General features: G+C 75.0%; 16 protein-coding genes. 6 read left to right on the top strand and 10 right to left on the bottom strand.

Annotated elements, in window-relative coordinates; genetic code table 11:
* The first annotated feature begins 46 nt into the window (after positions 1 to 46).
* Both AFE02nite_RS06600 and AFE02nite_RS06595 read left to right on the top strand, forming a co-directional pair.
* A complete protein-coding gene (locus tag AFE02nite_RS06600; protein ID WP_261765516.1) occupies positions 47 to 1369 on the top strand; it encodes a multidrug effflux MFS transporter in 1323 nt (440 codons plus the stop codon).
* Complete coding sequence (locus tag AFE02nite_RS06595; protein WP_261765515.1) at positions 1366 to 2610, top strand: aminotransferase class I/II-fold pyridoxal phosphate-dependent enzyme; 1245 nt, start codon at positions 1366 to 1368, stop codon at positions 2608 to 2610. Before AFE02nite_RS06600 ends, AFE02nite_RS06595 begins: the two co-directional genes overlap by 4 nt.
* A 139-nt stretch (positions 2611 to 2749) precedes the next feature.
* Here the strand turns inward: AFE02nite_RS06595 and AFE02nite_RS06590 are convergent, their stop codons facing one another.
* The 5 genes from AFE02nite_RS06590 to AFE02nite_RS06570 are packed head-to-tail and all read right to left on the bottom strand — an operon-like array spanning position 2750 to position 6501.
* A complete protein-coding gene (locus AFE02nite_RS06590) occupies positions 2750 to 3010 on the bottom strand; it encodes a helix-turn-helix domain-containing protein (protein ID WP_034247083.1) in 261 nt (86 codons plus the stop codon).
* Entirely contained in the window at positions 3007 to 4887 is a 1881-nt protein-coding gene (feoB, locus tag AFE02nite_RS06585) for a ferrous iron transport protein B (RefSeq protein WP_034247081.1), read from the bottom strand. The genes AFE02nite_RS06590 and feoB overlap by 4 nt, the downstream gene beginning before the upstream one ends.
* On the bottom strand, positions 4884 to 5123 hold the full coding sequence (locus tag AFE02nite_RS06580; RefSeq protein ID WP_034247079.1) for a FeoA family protein: 240 nt from the start codon (positions 5121 to 5123) through the stop codon (positions 4884 to 4886). Before AFE02nite_RS06580 ends, feoB begins: the two co-directional genes overlap by 4 nt.
* A 32-nt stretch (positions 5124 to 5155) precedes the next feature.
* Positions 5156 to 5974 carry a DUF72 domain-containing protein gene (locus tag AFE02nite_RS06575; protein ID WP_034247077.1) on the bottom strand — a complete coding sequence of 273 codons (819 nt, stop codon included), beginning with the start codon at positions 5972 to 5974 and terminating at the stop codon, positions 5156 to 5158.
* A 14-nt stretch (positions 5975 to 5988) separates the two neighbouring features.
* Positions 5989 to 6501: a GNAT family N-acetyltransferase gene (locus AFE02nite_RS06570; RefSeq protein ID WP_034247075.1), complete on the bottom strand. Its 513-nt coding sequence runs from the start codon at positions 6499 to 6501 to the stop codon at positions 5989 to 5991.
* Positions 6502 to 6579: 78 nt separating this feature from the next.
* Here AFE02nite_RS06570 and pgi point away from each other — a divergent pair, with 78 nt between their 5' ends.
* Together pgi and AFE02nite_RS06560 are read left to right on the top strand one after the other, a co-directional pair.
* Complete coding sequence (pgi, locus tag AFE02nite_RS06565; protein ID WP_034247073.1) at positions 6580 to 8280, top strand: glucose-6-phosphate isomerase; 1701 nt, start codon at positions 6580 to 6582, stop codon at positions 8278 to 8280.
* Between the two features lie 61 nt (positions 8281 to 8341).
* On the top strand, positions 8342 to 8716 hold the full coding sequence (locus AFE02nite_RS06560; protein ID WP_034247070.1) for an RNA-binding S4 domain-containing protein: 375 nt from the start codon (positions 8342 to 8344) through the stop codon (positions 8714 to 8716).
* A gap of 99 nt (positions 8717 to 8815) precedes the next feature.
* Here the strand turns inward: AFE02nite_RS06560 and AFE02nite_RS06555 are convergent, their stop codons facing one another.
* Both AFE02nite_RS06555 and AFE02nite_RS06550 read right to left on the bottom strand, forming a co-directional pair.
* Positions 8816 to 10774 (bottom strand): penicillin-binding transpeptidase domain-containing protein, encoded by a 1959-nt coding sequence (locus AFE02nite_RS06555; RefSeq protein WP_261765514.1) that lies wholly within the window; start codon positions 10772 to 10774, stop codon positions 8816 to 8818.
* Between the two features lie 118 nt (positions 10775 to 10892).
* Positions 10893 to 11096, bottom strand: coding sequence for a cold-shock protein (locus AFE02nite_RS06550; RefSeq protein WP_034247068.1), 204 nt, complete (start codon positions 11094 to 11096; stop codon positions 10893 to 10895).
* A gap of 275 nt (positions 11097 to 11371) precedes the next feature.
* Between AFE02nite_RS06550 and AFE02nite_RS06545 the strand changes: the two genes are divergently transcribed.
* Positions 11372 to 12466 (top strand): fatty acid desaturase family protein, encoded by a 1095-nt coding sequence (locus AFE02nite_RS06545; protein WP_034247066.1) that lies wholly within the window; start codon positions 11372 to 11374, stop codon positions 12464 to 12466.
* A gap of 18 nt (positions 12467 to 12484) precedes the next feature.
* Here AFE02nite_RS06545 and AFE02nite_RS06540 read toward each other — a convergent pair whose 3' ends face one another.
* From AFE02nite_RS06540 to AFE02nite_RS06530, 3 genes are all read right to left on the bottom strand, one after another.
* Positions 12485 to 12964 carry a DUF4395 domain-containing protein gene (locus tag AFE02nite_RS06540; protein WP_307726038.1) on the bottom strand — a complete coding sequence of 160 codons (480 nt, stop codon included), beginning with the start codon at positions 12962 to 12964 and terminating at the stop codon, positions 12485 to 12487.
* The gene (locus AFE02nite_RS06535) at positions 12957 to 13532 is read right to left on the bottom strand and encodes a thioredoxin family protein (protein WP_146819303.1); all 576 of its coding nucleotides are present in this window, start codon (positions 13530 to 13532) and stop codon (positions 12957 to 12959) included. The genes AFE02nite_RS06540 and AFE02nite_RS06535 overlap by 8 nt, the downstream gene beginning before the upstream one ends.
* Positions 13533 to 13733: 201 nt before the next feature.
* On the bottom strand, positions 13734 to 14270 hold the full coding sequence (locus AFE02nite_RS06530; protein WP_222594354.1) for a GNAT family N-acetyltransferase: 537 nt from the start codon (positions 14268 to 14270) through the stop codon (positions 13734 to 13736).
* A 192-nt stretch (positions 14271 to 14462) separates the two neighbouring features.
* Here AFE02nite_RS06530 and AFE02nite_RS06525 point away from each other — a divergent pair, with 192 nt between their 5' ends.
* Entirely contained in the window at positions 14463 to 15992 is a 1530-nt protein-coding gene (locus AFE02nite_RS06525) for a DHA2 family efflux MFS transporter permease subunit (RefSeq protein ID WP_146819302.1), read from the top strand.
* Positions 15993 to 16001: the final 9 nt, after the last annotated feature.

Genomic DNA, 16001 nt, shown 5'->3' with positions numbered 1-16001 from the left:
TGGAAAGGGCTCGCGCGTCGAATCGATCTGTACGGATACTCGGGTCGTGAGCCAGCCGCCCCCACCGCACGCCCCGACCGGGCCCGCGGCCGACGTCGCCGACCCGGCCGACCCGTCGCCGGTCGGGTCGGGTCCCCGGGTCCCGCGGGGCGCCGCCCTGGTGCTCGTCGTGGGGTCGCTGAGCCTGCTGCCGGCCGTGAGCACGGACATGTACCTGCCGTCGCTGCCGGAGGTCGCCGCCGACCTCGGCACCAGCCGTGCGGGCGCGCAGTTCACGATCACGGGGATGCTCGTCGGGGGAGCCGTCGGGCAGCTCCTCGTGGGCCCGTTCGCCGACCGCGTCGGCCGGCGGCGGCCCGCGCTCATCGGCATCGGCCTGCACGTGGTGCTGTCGCTGCTGTGCGCCGTCGCCGGGAACATCACTCAGCTCGCGGCGCTGCGCGTGACGCAGGGGCTCGTCACCTCGGGCGCGACGGTGGTCGCGATCGCCGTCGTGCGCGACCTGTTCCACGGCGCCGAGGCGGCGCGGCTGCTGTCCCGCCTCATGCTGGTCATCGCGGCGGCGCCCCTGCTCGCGCCGTCGGTGGGCGGGTTCGTCGCCGTGCACTGGGGCTGGCGCGGGGTGTTCGTCACGCTCGCCGCGCTCGCGGCCGTGATCTGGGCGGTCACGATGGCGTTCCTGCCCGAGACGCTGCCGCCGGAGCGCCGCGCGACCCCCGGGGTGGGCTCGGTCCTGCGGGGGTACCGCGGGATCCTGCGGGACCGGCAGTTCCTCGCCCTCGCGCTGCTGCCCGGGCTGGGGATGGCGGTCATCATGAGCTGGGTCGCGGGGTCGTCGTTCGTGTTCCAGTCCGAGCACGGGCTCTCGAAGCCGGAGTTCGCGGTGCTGTTCGCCGTGGTCGGCCTGTCGCTGGTGCTCGGGGCGCAGGCCAACGCCGCCGTGGTGCGCCGCGTCGGGCCGCTGCGGCTGCTGCGCGCCGCGCTGCCGACGGCCGTCGTGCTCGCCACCGTGCTCGCGGTCGTGGCGGTGGGACGCCTCGGTGGGCTCGCCGGCACCGTGGTCATGCTCTGGCTGACCCTCGCGACGCTCGGCTTCATCCAGGCGAACGCCTCGGCGCTGGCGATCTCGCGGCACGGCGAGCGGGCCGGGACGGCGGCGGCGGTGCTCGGGTTCGTGCAGCTGGGCGTCAGCGGGGTGCTGAGCTCCGCCGTCGGGCCGCTGGGCGGTGACACCGCGGCCATGACGGGCACGATCCTCGGCGCGCTCGCGCTCGGCCTGGTGGTCCTCGCCGTCGGCACGCCGGCCTACCGCCGTGGCGGCTGGCTCGCGGCGGCCGCCCAGCCGGACGGCCGTACCCTGGCGCGGTGACATGGCGTGAGGTCGCGGCCGCCGCGGGGCTGCTCGCTGACGGGCCGGGCGACGGCGGGGCGGTGCGGCCGACGATCTTCGCGGAGATGTCGGCGCTCGCGGCGCGCACCGGCGCGGTGAACCTGGGCCAGGGCTTCCCGGACGTCGACGGCCCGGCGCACGTCGTCGAGGCGGCCCGGGCGGCGCTCGCGGCGGGGCGCAACCAGTACGCGCCCGGCGACGGCGTCCCGGAGCTGCGCCGCGCGGTGGCCGCCCACCAGGAGCGGCACTACGGCCTGACCTGGGACCCGGACACCGAGGTGCTCGTGACGACCGGCGCGACCGAGGCGATCGCCGCCGCGGTGCTCGCCCTCGCCGGGCCCGGCGACGACGTCGTCGCCCTCGAACCGGCCTACGACTCCTACGCGGCGGTCACCGCCATGGCCGGGGCGCGCTTCCGGCCGGCGCCGCTCGCGCTGCGGTCCGACGCGGGAGACCCTGCCGCGCCGCGGTTCGCCCTCGACGTGGCGGCCCTGCGCGCCGTCGTGAGCGAGCGGACGCGCGTCATCCTGCTCAACACGCCCCACAACCCGACCGGGACGGTGCTGACGGCCGACGACCTCGCCGCGGTCGCGCGGCTCGCGACCGAGGTGGGTGCCGTCGTCGTGACCGACGAGGTGTACGAGCACCTGACGTTCGACGGGGCCGTCCACGTGCCGCTGGCGACGCTGCCCGGGATGGCCGAGCGCACCCTGACGGTCTCGTCCGCGGGCAAGACGCTGTCGCTGACGGGGTGGAAGGTGGGCTGGGTCACGGGCCCCGCGCCGCTGGTCACCGCCGTGCGGACCGTCAAGCAGTTCCTCACCTACACGTCCGGGGCGCCGCTGCAGCCCGCCGTGGCGGCCGCGCTCGCCGACGAGGACGGGCGGGTGGCGGCGTACGTCGCCGGCCTGCGGGCGTCGCTCGCCCGCCGCCGGGACCTGCTGGCCGCAGGCCTGCGGGCGGCGGGCTTCGACGTCGCGATGCCGGCGGGCGGCTACTTCGTGGTCGCGGACGCGGCGCCGCTCGGCTTCGACGACGGCGCCCGGCTCTGCCGCGAGCTGCCGGACCGGGTGGGCGTCGTGGCGGTCCCCGTCGCCGCGTTCTGCCAGGCCGGGTCCCCGGCGGCCGCGCAGCTGCGCTCGTGGGTGCGCTTCACGCACGTCAAGCGCGACGACGTCGTCGCGGAGGGTGTGCGCCGGCTCGCGCGGCTGGCCGGCTGACCGCGGTCGGGCCGGCGCCCGGCACCGCGGACCGCGTTGTCCACACGGGTGCCCACAGCGTGTGGATATGCGCCACTTTGTCCGATTCGGGGAGGCTCGTTCGGCCGGGCGTGCGACGGGCCGTCCGCGGCGTCGGGGCTCAGTGGGACAGCGGGCACGAGGTGCAGCGGACCGGGCGGTCGTCCCGCGGCATCGCGGCGACGCCGCACGTGGGCCCGACCGAGCACGACGCCGTCCCCACGACGCCGGCGGCCACGAGCTCCGTGAGGACCGCGGTGACCAGGTCCGGCGGCAGGCCGGTCCGGGCGGCGATGGCCGTCGGCGTACCGCCGCGGCGCACCTCGTCGAGCACGCGCGTGACGACGCTGCTCGGCTTCTCCTGCGCCAGGCCGGCGGTCATCCGAGACCCCCGAGTCGCGAGCCGACCTGGAACACCGCGACCGCCACGAGCCAGGCGACGGCGAGCTGGATGCCCACCATGCGCACGGTCCAGGCGCCGCCGAACCGCCGCCACTGCTCCGACGCCGTCGCGAGGCAGGGCGTGTAGGCGAGGACGAACACCATGAAGGCCAGCGCCGCGGCCGCGGCGTGCCCGCCCGAGCTCGCCTCGAGCGTCGCGCGCAGGTGCTCGCCGAGGCCTGCCGCGCTGTCGTCGGCGACGGCGTAGGACTGCGCGAGCGCGCCGACGGCCACCTCCTTCGCGACGAAGCCCGTGACGAGCGCGGCGGAGAAGTGCCAGTCGTCGAAGCCGGCGGGCGCGAACACCGGGCTGATCGTCTGCGCGACCGCCCCGTAGAGCGAGTCCTCGACCGGCACGCCCGGGCCCGGCTGGGCGTCCGCGCCGCCCACCGGCACGGCCATGAGGACCCACACCGCGGTGAGCGTGACGACGATGATGCCGCCCGCCTTGAGGGCGAAGCCCTGCACCCGACCCCACACCGAGCGTGCGATGCCCCGCAGGTGGGGCCGCTGGTAGGTCGGCAGCACGATGAGCAGAGGGTCCTTGCGCACGTCCCGGAACAGCGTGCGGCGCAGCACCAGGCCGCCGACGACGACGAGGACGAGCGAGAGCACGTACATCGCGAAGATCGCCGTTCCCGCGTCCTGCGGGAAGAAGACGCCCGCGAGCAGCACGTACACCGGCAGGCGGGCGGCGCACGTCGTCCAGGGGACGAGGATGCCGGTGAGCAGGCGCTGGCGGGAGGTCGGCAGGGTCTGCGTCGCCGCGATCGCGGGGACGTTGCACCCGAAGCCGATGACGATGGGCAGCATCGCGCGGCCGTCGAGGCCGATGACGCGCATGAGCCGGTCGGCCAGGACGGCGGCGCGGGCCAGGTAGCCGCTGTCCTCCAGCAGGGCGAGGGCGACGTAGATGATCGCCAGCAGGGGCAGGAAGGTCAGCACGGTCCCGACGCCGACGAGCACGCCGTCGACCAGCAGGCCCGAGACCCAGGCCGGCGCGCCGCCGAGCGCGCCGCGCGTCACGTCGGCGAGCGCGCCCACCCAGCCGTCGACGAGGTCCATCACCGGCGTCGCGACCGTCGTGGTGAGCTCGAAGAGCGCCCACATCGCGGCGAGGAACACGGGGCCGCCGAACCAGGGGTTCAGCAGCGCCCGGTCGACCCGGTCGCTGCGCGTGCGCGGCGCGGGGGCGGGTGGGTCGAGGCGCGTGACGACGTCGTCGACCCAGCCGAAGAGCCGGTCCGCGGCCTCGAGGGGCGCCAGGCCGGCGGTGTCGGGGACGTCCGCGAGGGGCCGGGCCGCGCGGACGGCGTCGGCCAGGGCGTCGAGCCCGGTGCCGCTGCGGGGGTCGACGGCGACGACGGGGACGTCCAGGATCGCGGCGAGCCGGTCGAGGTCGGGGGCGTGGCCCTGCGTCCGGGCGACGTCGAGCATGGTCACGGCGACCGCGACCGGCCGCTGCGCGCCCGCCTGGGCGAGCAGGTACAGCGAGCGCGAGAGCGCCGTCGCGTCGACGACGACGAGCACCGCCGCGTCCCCGCGCGAGGCGAGCGTGTCCCGGACCACCATCTCGTCGGGCGTGCGCGGGACGAGGCTGTAGGTGCCCGGCAGGTCCACGAGGGCCAGGTCGGCGGCACGCCAGGTGCCCAGGTGCAGCTCCACCGTGGTGCCCGGGGCGTTCATCACCGACTGCCGGGCGCCGGTGAGGGTGTTGAAGAGGGTCGACTTCCCGACGTTCGGGTTGCCGACGAGCAGCACGGCCGCGACGTCGGCGGGCAGGGTCCCACCACCGGCGTCGTGGCACGTGGTGGTCATCGCGCGCCCGCGCCCGCGGGTGCGGCGACCGCGATCAGCGCGGCGGTCCGGGCGTCGACCGCCACGCGGGTCGCGCCGACGGCGACCACCCGGGCGCCGGCCGGGCCGCGGTGCGTGACGCGCACGCAGGTGCCCACGCGCAGGCCCAGCTCGTGCATCCGCAGGCACGCCTCGCAGTCGGGGTCGACGGCGAGGACGGTGACGTCGGTGTCGAGCGGGCAGCTGGCGAGGTCCACCCCGCCATTGTCGAGCTGAGGTTAGGCAATCCTCAGGGACGAAGGTCCAGAAGCTCGGCGAGCCGCTGCGCGTCGAACGGCGCATGCACCTTCACGTCGTTGTCGAAGTACACGTAGACGTCGGCCCGTTCGCGCCAGCCGCGGATGCGCTCGGCCCACCGGGCCAGGGCCGCGTCGTCGTACCCGCTCACGTACAGCTCGGTGTCGCCGTGCAGCCGCACGTGCACGACGTCGCTGGTCACCTCGCAGATCAGGGGCCACTTCCCGGCCGTGTCCGCCACGACGACGCCGATGCCGTGCGCGGCGGCCAGCGCCGTGAACGCGGGCGTCGCGAAGCTCGCGTGCCGGACCTCGAGGGTGTGCCGGACCGGGCGGTCGACGTCGGCGACCGTGAGCGCCCGACCCTCCAGCCGCGCGTCGTGCCCGGTCGCGAGGGCGGCAGCGGCCGTCGTCGTGCGGGGGAGAAGGTCGAAGAACGCCGCGAGGGGCTCGGGATGGAAGCCGAGCTGCGGCGGGAGCTGCCACAGGACCGGGCCGAGCTTGTGCCCCAGCGCGAGCACGCCCGAGGCGAAGAAGTTGGCGACCGCCTGCGCGGGCTCACGCAGCTTGAGCAGGTGCGTGACGTACCGGGGCCCCTTGACGGTGAACAGGAAGTCGTCGGGGGTCTGCGCGGCCCAGGCGGCGTAGTACTCCGGGCGCTGCAGCGAGTAGAAGCTCCCGTTGATCTCGACCGTGCGCAGGCGGGACGCGACGTACTCGAGCTCGCGGCGCTGCGGCAGGCCGGGCGGGTAGAACACCCCGCGCCAGGGCGCGTACCGCCACCCGCTGATGCCGACCCGGACCTCGCCCACGAGCCACGGTAGGGCTAGGTCGCGGCGCTGCGCCGCTCGAGGAGGACGGTGTCCCGCCAGACGCCGTCCATCCGGCCGATGCGCTCGCGGGTGCCCACGACGCGGAACCCGTGGCGCGCGTGCAGGGCCAGGCTCGCGGTGTTCTCGGGGAAGATGCCGGTCTGCAGCGTCCAGACGCCCGCGGCCTCCGTGGAGGCGACCAGCGCGGCCAGGAGCGCCGACCCGACGCCGCGCCCGCGCGCCGCGGAGGCGACGTACACGCTCAGCTCCAGCACGCCGGCGTACACGCACCGGTCGCTGACCGGTGAGCAAGCCACCCAGCCGAGGACGGCGGCGTCGCCGTCGACCGCGACGAAGCGGTGCTCGGGCGTGTGCCCGGCGTCCCAGGCGGCCCACTCCGGCGCGGTGGTCTCGAACGTCGCGTTCCCGGTCGCGATGCCCTCGGCGTAGATCGCGCGGACGGCGGGCCAGTCGGCGGGCGTCATCGGGCGGACGCGGACCTGCGCGGACGTGTCGACGGTCGTCATGGGGCCATCCTGGCCCAGGCGGCGCGAGCGGACCGAGCGGCCTACCCGCCCGCCGCGCCGCGTCAGTAGGTTGTCGGGGTGACCACTGCACCCATCGACGCCACCTCGACCTCTGCCTGGGCCGCGCTCGCGGCGCACTCCGGTGCCCTCGTGCCCGACCTGCGCGGTTGGTTCGCCGCCGACCCCGACCGGGCCGCGCGGCTCACGCGATCCGTCGGCGACCTGCACGTCGACCTGTCCAAGAACCTCGTCACCGACGAGACCCTCGCGCTGCTCGTGCAGCTCGCCCAGGAGGTCGGCCTGGCCGGGCGCATCGAGGCGATGCTCTCGGGCGAGCGGATCAACGTCACCGAGAACCGCTCGGTGCTGCACACCGCGCTGCGTCGACCCGCAGGCGCGCAGCCGCCCCTCGTCGTCGACGGGCAGGACGTCGACGCCGACGTGCAGGCCGAGCTCGCAAAGGTCCTCGCGTTCGCCGACGAGGTCCGCGCCGGCCGGTGGCGCGGCGTGACGGGCAAGCCGGTCGCGACCGTCGTGAACATCGGCATCGGCGGCTCGGACCTGGGCCCCGTCATGGCGTACGAGGCCCTGGCCCCGTACGTGCAGGTGGGCCTGCAGGTGCGCTTCGTGTCCAACATCGACCCGACCGACGTCGCGCGGACCGTCGCGGACCTCGACCCCGAGACCACGCTGTTCATCGTCGCGTCGAAGACGTTCGGCACCCTCGAGACCCTGGTCAACGCCCGCCTCGCGCGCGCCTGGCTCTGGTCGGCGCTCGCGGAGGCCGGTGCCATCGCCGACACCGACGACGCGCGGGCCGACGCCGTCGCGCACCACTTCGTGGCCGTCTCGACCGCGCTCGACAAGGTCGCCGCCTTCGGCATCGACCCCGCGAACGCGTTCGGGTTCTGGGACTGGGTGGGCGGGCGCTACTCGGTCGACTCGGCCATCGGGACCTCGCTCGCCATCGCCATCGGGCCGGACGCGTTCCGCGACTTCCTCGCCGGGTTCCACGCGGTCGACGCGCACCTGCGCACCGCGCCGTTCGAGCAGAACGTGCCCGTGCTCATGGGCCTGCTCAACGTCTGGTACGTCAACTTCCTCGGCGCGCACACGCACGCGGTGCTGCCGTACGCCCAGCTGCTGCACCGGTTCCCGGCGTACCTGCAGCAGCTGACGATGGAGTCCAACGGCAAGTCGGTCCGCTGGGACGGCTCGCCGGTCACGACGGAGACCGGCGAGGTGTTCTGGGGCGAGCCCGGCACCAACGGCCAGCACGCGTTCTACCAGCTCATCCACCAGGGCACCCGGCTCGTGCCGGCGGACTTCATCGCCGTGGCGACGCCGGCGTACCCGCTCAAGGACACGGGCGGCGACGGCACCGAGTCCACCGACGTCCACGAGCTGTTCCTCGCGAACTTCCTCGCCCAGACGGCCGCGCTCGCGTTCGGCAAGACGGCCGACGAGGTGCGCGCCGAGGGCACGCGCGAGGACCTGGTCCCGGCGCGCGTCTTCGCCGGCAACCGGCCGACGACGTCGATCATGGCGCCCGCGCTGACCCCGTCGGTGCTCGGCCAGCTCATCGCGCTGTACGAGCACATCACGTTCGTGCAGGGGATCGTCTGGGGCATCGACTCGTTCGACCAGTGGGGCGTCGAGCTCGGCAAGAAGCTCGCCCTCGAGGTCGCGCCGGCGCTCGCGGGCGACCCGGCGGCCCTGGCCGCGCAGGACGCCTCGACCCGCGCCCTCGTCGAGTACTACCGGGCGCACCGTCGCTGACGCGCGTGCGGACGCGGGGCAGGACAGCAGGCAGGACGGCCGGCAGGACGGCGGCCGACGGGTGAGCGAGCCCGCCGGCGCCGTCCGGGTCGACGCGTGGGTGTGGGGCGTCCGTCTCTTCACCACCCGCTCCGCCGCCGCGGCCGCGTGCCGCGCCGGGCACGTCCGCGTGAACGGGGACCGCGCCAAGCCGGCGACGCCCGTCCGGGTTGGCGACGAGGTCGCCGTCCACCTGGCGGCGCGCGACGTCGTCTACGAGGTCACCGGGTTGCTCCTCAAGCGCGCCTCGGCGACGGTCGCGGCGCAGCACTACCTCGACCGGTCGCCGCCGCCCCCACCGCGGGAGTTCGTGGCCCCGGTCGCCCAGCGCGAGCGGGGCGCGGGTCGGCCCACCAAGCGCGAGCGGCGTGAGATCGACCGCTGGCGCGGCCGCTGACCCCCATCACCCCCCGGAAGTGGAACGAAGTGCGAGCACAACGTTCCACTCAGGCTCGGATCCCGCCCGTTTCGTTCCACTCGGAGCGGGTAGGGCCCCTCAGCCGATCGCCGGCACCGAGCCGAGGAACTGCTCGAGCAGCGGGCCGGCCGTGGTCGAGCCGTACTCGCCGGTCTCGACGAACACCGCGACAGCCAGGTCGCCCTGCGCCGCGATCATCCACACGTGGTTGTGCAGGGTGTCGCCCGACCCGGTCTGCGCGGTCCCCGTCTTGGCCAGGACCGGCGCCCCCGGCACGTCGGCGAGGAAGCGGGCGCCGCCGTCGGTCACCACGCCCCGCGTGAGGTCTGCCAGGGCGGCGGCCTCCTCGGCGGTGAGCGGCACCTCGGGCGCCTCGGCGGCGGGCGGCTCGGCGCCCACCAGCCAGGGGACCACCGTCCGCCCGGCCGCGACCGACGCCGCGACGGTCGCCATCGCGAGCGGGGAGGCTTGCACCCTGCCCTGCCCGATGGCGGACGCCGCGTGGTCGGTGCCCGTCGCGTCGGCGGGCACCGAGCCGAGGAACGCGGGGAACCCGAGGTCCTGCTCGACGCCCAGCCCGAGGGCGGCGGCGGCCGACGCGCGGTCGGCGGCGGTCACCATCCCGGACGTCCCGATGAACGCCGTGTTGCACGACTGCGCCACGGCGTCCCGCAGCGTGATCGTGCCGAGGTGCGACGACGGGTAGTCGGGGAAGTTGGCGAAGGCGCGGCCGTCGACCGTGGCACGCTCCGGACACTCCACCTGGCTGTCGGGGCCCAGCCCGGCCCGCAGCAGGGCGAGCGAGCTGACGACCTTGAACGTGGAGCCAGGGGCGTACATCCCGGTGGTCGCGGTCGGGAACCCGTCGCTGCCGGGTCCGCTGGCCGCGGCCAGCACGGCGCCGGTGGACGCCCGCATGGCGACGATCGCGCTCGCAGGGCCGACGCCGGCCAGGACCGCCTCGGCCGCGTCCTGGTAGGCCGGGTCGAGGGTCGTGACGAGCGACTCGCCGGGGACCGGCTCCGCGGTGAAGACCGGCGTCTCGTCGCCGGTGTCGGGCCGCCGGAGCAGCACGGTCAGCCCGGGGCGGCCCCGCAGCAGCTCGTCGTACTGGTGCTGCAGGCCTGACAGGCCGGCGATGTCCCCCTCGGCGACGGCGCCGTCGGACTCCTCGATGATCTCGGCGGTCGCGGGTCCGGCCGTGCCGAGGATCGCGCGGGCGAACTGACGCGTCGGCGCGAGCGGGCGCTGCTCTTCGACGGCGAGGGCTCCGGGCACGGCCAGGACGGCCTCCAGGTCCACCCCCGGGTTGTCGCGGCGCACCACGAGCGCCTCGACGAAGGCCCGTTCGCCCGAGGCGGCGACCCGGTCCACGAACGCCGCCGGGTCCAGGCCGAGCAGCTCGGCGATCTGGCGGCCGGACTCCGCCTGGGCGGCAGCCTCCACCCGCGTCTTGTCCAGCCCGAGCCGGAGCACCGGCCTCGGCTCGACGAGGGTCACGGCGCCGCCGGCACCGAGCACGGTGCCCCGCGGCGCGGGCACGCGCTCGGTCGCGACGACGAGCCCCGGCAGGAGGTCGGGGTGCACGACGTGCAGCGACCAGTGGGTGGCCCACGCGTCGTCGACGAGCTCGAGCGTCGCCTCGGTCTCGTAGGTCCACGGCGTCGCCGCACCGAGGTCCCAGGAGTAGGCGAGCGTCGCGTGCGCGGTCGTGTCCTCGTCCTCGTCCACGGCGACGGCGGCGACCGTCACGGTCGGGGGCGTGTCGAGGATCGCCTCGAGCGCCGTCGTCAGCTCGGCGCCGGCCTGCTCGGGGCTCGCGTCGAGGAGCAGCACGTCCGACAGGTCTGCGCCCGCGAGCCCGTCGGCCAGGGCCTGCGCGGCGGCGTCGGGCTCCGGCCGGCCGGGGGAGCAGGCGCTCAGCCCGCTGCCGACGAGGGTGACCGCACCGAGGAGGGCGGCCAGCCGCCGCGCGCGCCCGACGCGCGGACCGGCGGTCGCGTGGGTCGTCGTCGCTCGCTCGTTCCGTGTGCGCACGCCGTCGTGCCCCCTCACCCGTGCCCCGGTCCGGCTCGTGCCGGTCGCAGGACCCTTCGTACCAGACGACGAACGGCCCGTCCCCACAGTTGTGGGGACGGGCCGTTCGCGAGTCAGATCAGAGCGGGCGGATGTTCGACGCCTGCGGGCCCTTGGCGCCCTGCGTCACGTCGAACTCGACCTTCTGGTTCTCCTCGAGCGAGCGGTAGCCGCTCGCGTCGATCGCCGAGTAGTGGGCGAAGACGTCGGGCCCACCGTTGTCGGGGGCGATGAAGCCAAAACCCTTCTCGGCGTTGAACCACTTCACGGTGCCAGTAGCCATGGCGTCGCTCCTTCCAGAGCAGTCAACCCGGCCCGACTGTCGGGCCAGGTCGTCACGGGCACTTCTCGTCTGCTCCTGGGGCAAAGCCACGGCACATCGATCAATCCGCCTGCAACGTGAGCCCAGGCTACCGGAAAGCGGCCGCCGCGCCACCTTCGAACGGGACTTTCGTCTCACAGCAGAGCGCCGGCGCGTAACCTACGCCTCCGGAGGTTACGCTGCCGTATCCCGCGATGTGCTGTGCGCGTCGGCCCACGAGATGGAAGCGAGCTCGCGTGACCGCTCTCACCACACCACCCCCGTCGTCGACCCAGGCCGCGCGTGAGCGGCAGGTCTCGGACTTCACCGAGCTGTCCCGCAGGGTGCAGGACGAGGGCCTGATGGTCCGCCGGTACGGCTACTACTGGACGCAGTTCGCGGTGCTCACCGCGCTGCTCGTGGCGATCGGTGCGGGTGTGGTGCTGCTCGGTCACACGTGGTGGCAGCTGCTGCTCGCCGCCGCGCTGGCCGTCGTCCTGGGCCAGGTCATGTTCCTCGGGCACGACGCCGCGCACCGCCAGATCTTCGCCTCGGGGCGGTGGAACGACTGGTCCAGCCTCGTCATCGCCAACCTCTACGCCGGGATGAGCTACGGCTGGTGGCAGCACAAGCACAGCCGGCACCACGCCAAGCCCAACCAGGCTGGTGGCGACCCGGACATCGCACCCGGGGTGCTCATCTTCCACACCGAGGACGAGGTCACCTCGCCGGCCACGCGGCTCGGCCGGTGGGCCCGGGCGCGCCAGGGCTGGCTGTTCTTCCCGCTGCTGCTCCTCGAGGGCCTCAACCTGCACGTCTCCGGCGTGAAGTCGATCTTCGGCCGCGGGCCCGTGAAGCGCCGCCCCGTCGAGATCGCGTTCGTGACGCTGCGCCTGGGCGGCTACCTCGCGCTGGTCTTCTGGGCGCTCCCGGTCGGCATGGCGTTCGCGTTCCTCGGCGTGCAGCTGGGCCTCTTCGGGCTCTACATGGGCGCGGTGTTCGCGCCCAACCACAAGGGCATGCCGGTCGTGCCGCGGGACGCCAAGGTCGACTTCCTGCGCCGTCAGGTCCTCATGAGCCGCAACGTCACCGGCAGCCGCCTCGTCGACTGGTTCAGCGGCGGCCTCAACCACCAGGTGGAGCACCACCTGTTCCCGAGCATGCCGCGGCCGCACCTGCGCCGGGCGCGCCCGATCGTGCGCGAGTTCTGCGCCGCCAAGGGCATCACCTACACCGAGACGACGCTCTTCGGCTCCTGGGCGCGCGTCGTCCGCTACCTCAACGAGGTGGGCCTGCGCGCTGCCGACCCGTTCCAGTGCCCCGTGACGCTGGAGCTGCGCTCGGCCCGCTGACCGGCGTCGGGGCGGTCGTCAGGCGCGCCGGAGGCGGCGCACGAGCAGGTAGAGCTCGCAGCCGAGGCAGAAGCCGAAGGCGGCGTTGAGGAACGCCGCGACGAGCGCGATGCCCGCGGCGACGGTGATCGCGACCGGCGTCACGAGGCCCAGCGCCAACCCCGCGGTCGACACGCCGAGGCCGACCGCCTGCGCGAACCGCGGGGGCGCGGGGTCCTCCAGCACGAGCGGCGCGGCGAGGCGCGGGCGGACCCAGCGCCGGAAGACCCAGCCCTGCACCGAGCCCTGGGTACCGCGTGCCGTGCCGACGAGGAACAGCAGGGCGGCGAGCGCGAGGAGCCCCGTGCCCAGCGGCCCGGGCCCGGCCACGACGGTCGTCGCGAGCAGGACGGCGCTGACCGTCGCCCCGAACCTCGGGCCGCGCGGGTCGATCCCGCGACCGGGCCTGGCGGCGTCGGGCATGGGCGTGGTCACGGGGCGGCCGACGGGCTCAGGCACGGGAGACCTCCAGGTCGGTGATCGGGTCGGTGGCGAGCTGCTCGTCGAGGGCGCGGGCCGCCGTCGTGGCGTCCAGGCGGCCCGACGCGCGGGCCCACGGCGTGCCGTCCGGGCCGAGCACCAGCACCGTCGGCGTGCGGAGCACTGCCAGGCGCCGGGCGAGGTCCAGCCGCTGCGACGCGTCGATCTCCACGTGCACGACGCCGGGCCGCTGCGCCGCGAGCCCGCTCAGCACGCGACGCACCTGCGGGCACGTGGCGCAGCCGGGCGAGGAGAGCTGCAGGAGCGTCGCGCGCGCCCCGAGGGGGTGGCCGAGGTCCTCGGCCGTCAGGACCTCCGGCGCTGCCGGGGCCACGTGGGCCCGGGCGTCGTCCGCATCGGCGAGCGCGGGTGCGGCGGGTGCGGCGGTTGCGCCGGTCGCAGCGGAGGCGGCTGCGGTGCGGCTGCGGTGCGGGACGGGCCGGAAGGCGCCGTCGCGGCTGCGGGCCAGGGCCAGGCCCGCGGAGGCGAGCGCGAGGAGGATCAGGACGAGGAGGACACGGCCGAGGGGCTGGTCGAGCAGAGGCATGGAGAGGTCCCGGAGACTCGAGGGGCGTGCAAGGGCAGGCTGGGGCGCGTCAGGCGCAACAACACCAGCGAGCACGCACGGCAGATCTCCCTCTCTCAGCGGGTCCTGTCACGGTAGGTCCGGCCCCGGGCCGTGTCAAAGCTCGTCCGCCCGGTGGGCGGGCAGGGCCCGGTCGACTGCCGTCAGTCGTCTCGACTGCCGTCAGTCGTCCGTCCGCAGGCGCGAGAAGAGCACCGCGTCGCGGCGGACCCCCGCGCGCCAGCGGGCCCCGCGCAGCACGCCCTCCTCGCGGAACCCGGCGGCGGCCAGGGCGCGGCGCTCGGCGACGTTCGGCACGTCGGTGTCCGCCTCGACGCGGAACGCGGCGGTCGTGGCGAACAGCTCGTCGGCCAGCAGCCGCTGTGCACGGGCGCCCACGCCGCGCCCGCGGTGCTCGGGGAGCACCGTCACCCCGATGCGCCAGGCGAGGCTCCCGCGGTTGGGGCCGTACGCGACCTCGTGGAACGTGACCCGGCCGAGGACCTGCCCGGTCGCGTCGGAGACCACCCGGGACCCGGCCCGGAAGGAACCGTGGTGCAGGTCGGCGAGGTCCGCGTCGTCGTAGAAGTCGTGCTCGCCGCGCACCTCCCGGCTGCCGAAGGTGTCCAGGACCGGGGTGTCGGCCGCCGTCGGCGCGCGGAGCAGGACGTCCGCCGCGGCGGACAGGGGAGGCGCGGGGCTGCTCGGGTCGCCGGTCACGGGTCCGAGCATGGCGCGCGCGGTGGGGCGCTGGCGAGGGCGATGCTCGGCCGTCGATACGCCGCCAGCGAAAAGGTGTGCGCGCCCGATCAGTTCCCCGTGCAAAATCGGTCGACCACGCCAGGACGCCTGTCGACACTGGCGTCCGCGCGACGCCGCGCTCCCACCCAGCACAAGCACCCGGGGACACCGATGACCGAACACGCCCGCACGGCCGAGGCGCCGCGCGCGACGGCGCCGACCGGCGCGCCCTCCGCGACGCCGCCCGTCTCGTCGGCGCAGCCCGCCCCCGCGTCGCCCCCGTCGGCCGAGCGGATGGCGCCGCGCGACCGCCTGGCCGTCTCGCTGCTGCTCTTCTCCGCCTTCGTCGTCATCCTCAACGAGACGACGATGGGTGTCGCCGTGCCGCACCTCATGCGCGACCTGGACATCACGGCGTCGTCGGCGCAGTGGGTCAGCGCGGCCTTCATGCTCACGATGGCCGTCGTCATCCCCGTCACCGGGTTCGTGATCCGCCGGGTGACCACCCGGGCCACGTTCCTCGCGGCCATGAGCCTGTTCAGCCTCGGCACGCTCATCAGTGCGCTCGCGCCCGGCTTCGTCGTGCTGCTGCTCGGCCGCGTGGTCCAGGCGAGCGGGACCGCGATCATGATGCCGCTGCTGATGACCACCGTGATGACCGTGACCCCGCCCGCCTCCCGCGGCCGGGTGATGGGGAACATCTCCGTGGTCATCTCCGTCGCGCCCGCGCTCGGCCCGACGATCTCGGGGGCCGTGCTGGGGGTGGCGTCCTGGCGCTGGCTGTTCGTGCTCATGCTGCCGATCGCGCTCACGGCCCTGACGATCGGTGCGCTCCGGCTGCCGACGCTGAACGAGCCGCGATACGCGCGCGTGGACCTGCTCTCGGTCGCCCTGTCGGCGGTCGCCTTCGGCGGCATCGTGTTCGGCCTCAGCCGGTTCGGGGAGGCCTCGCGCGAGGGTGCGCTCGTGGCGTGGGCGCCCGTGGTGGCGGGCCTCGCGGCGCTGTCGCTGTTCATCGCGCGCCAGCTCTGGCTGCAGCGCACCGACAGCGCGCTGCTGGACCTGCGCACGTTCACGTTCCGCACGTTCAGCATCGGGATCGCGGTGATGGCGCTGAGCATGATCGCGCTTTTCGGGACGATCATCCTGCTGCCGATCTACGCGCAGGACGTCCTGGGCCTCGAGGCGCTGACGACCGGGCTCCTGCTGCTCCCCGGCGGTCTGCTGATGGGCCTCGTGGCGCCGTCGGTGGGCCGGGCCTACGACCGGTTCGGCCCCCGCGTCCTGCTGGTGCCGGGCACGACCGCGGTGAGCATCGCGGCGTGGACGATGACGCGGCTGGGTGCGGCGAGCGAGCCGTGGCACCTGCTCGCGGCACACCTCGTGCTCTCCGTGGGGCTGGCCCTCATCTTCACGCCCCTGTTCACCGCGTCCCTCGGTGCGCTCCCGATGCGTCTCTACTCGTTCGGCAGCGCCGTCGTCGGCACGGTGCAGCAGGTGGCGGGTGCGGCCGGCACGGCGCTGTTCGTCACGCTCATGACGGCGACGGCGCTCGCGCGCACCGAGGACGGCGCGGACGCGGTGGCGGCGACGGCATCGGGCGTGCACACCGCGTTCACCGTCGGCGCCTTCATCAGCCTGCTCGCGATCCCCGCGGCGTTCCTGCTGCGCCGACCGGACGCGCCGGCGCGAAACAAGTGATGCTGGGCC

The organism is Actinotalea fermentans (genome assembly GCF_007991475.1).
In the GTDB taxonomy this organism is placed as follows: Bacteria; Actinomycetota; Actinomycetes; order Actinomycetales; family Cellulomonadaceae; genus Actinotalea; species Actinotalea fermentans.
This window is presented reverse-complemented; position numbering and strand designations above follow the sequence as displayed.